The organism is Lentilitoribacter sp. Alg239-R112, from assembly GCF_900537175.1.
Classification (GTDB): Bacteria; Pseudomonadota; Alphaproteobacteria; order Rhizobiales; family Rhizobiaceae; genus Lentilitoribacter.
On the sequence record NZ_LS999836.1, the window covers coordinates 1 to 1087 of the forward strand.

Genomic DNA, 1087 nt, shown 5'->3' on the forward strand with positions numbered 1-1087 from the left:
AGCCTGATAATATATCCTGACTGCGGATTAGAACGACCCAGTTCAACTGCCACTGCAACAGAAAGAACATAGTTCTGGTCACTGGCGTAAGTTTCTGAAAGTGTATTGACGACCGAGCCAGTCGTAAGCCAACCAACATTTGAGCCTTCATCAGCTTCGCCTGCTATATGTGAGGCTAATGGATTATGATCACCTGCAGTGCCTGTGCGAACCCAACCAGGAGCATCATATGAATATCCGCCATCATCGAACGCCTCATCTTCAAGGCCGGCATTGACAATAAAGATATCGCGACCTTCATTAGATACAACATCATCATTTGCTAAAGTGGCCATTCGACGTACTCCAATTAAATTATTCTAATTGAAAGACATGATGGTTAAGTCGATTTTTGATACAATTACAAATTTTAGGGGGTTGACATATACAACTCCCAAAAACAGCAACATATACTAAATATAATCGGCAAGTTTTAGGGGTGTCGACGGTTAAATATTACAAGATTATTGCATTATAAAACCCAATGTAAATTCTACGTCTGTGGTGATGACAGACATTCACTCATTTGCACAAAATATTTATTGAATACCAAGGCAGATGACATACATATTGTGTGCCTGAAAACAATGGCAGGGGCAGAAGGGTTCGAACCCTCGACCTACGGTTTTGGAGACCGTCTGTGTTCGTACTAAGAAATTGTTTTATTGTCTTTTTTCAAACAATTTTCTTTCTTGGGTAACAAATTGGGTAAATAAATCACATTTTTGCGATTTCGTTTAATTAGCTCTTTCAACAGATTTGCGCCACAGGTCCCGTGAATGCTTCCATAATTTACTCCAAAGCAGAAGTTAATCTGCTTTGGGAACTATTTATCTGAGATTAAATGAACTTGAAATCATCCTGATGAAGATCAGCAACTAACACATTGTTTAAAACAATAGAATTATCAGCATCAATAGTAATTGTTGTATTGGTTCCATCATCAACTGCAGCCGCGAGAACCTCGGCATAGGTATCAAATGCCGCTAACCCTTGCAACTCAACAACATCATCTGAACCCGCACCAGCTGTGAAATCAGTAATAACA

General features: G+C 39.4%; 1 protein-coding gene and 1 pseudogene. Both read right to left on the reverse strand.

Translation table 11 applies throughout. The features are described 5' to 3' along the window. Positions 1 to 335, reverse strand: a 335-nt coding sequence (locus tag G3W54_RS19115) for a hypothetical protein (protein ID WP_162654918.1), incomplete at its 3' end; no start/stop codon positions are given. Between the two features lie 544 nt (positions 336 to 879). After that, positions 880 to 1087, reverse strand: a pseudogene (locus tag G3W54_RS19120) (calcium-binding protein); the annotation flags it as partial.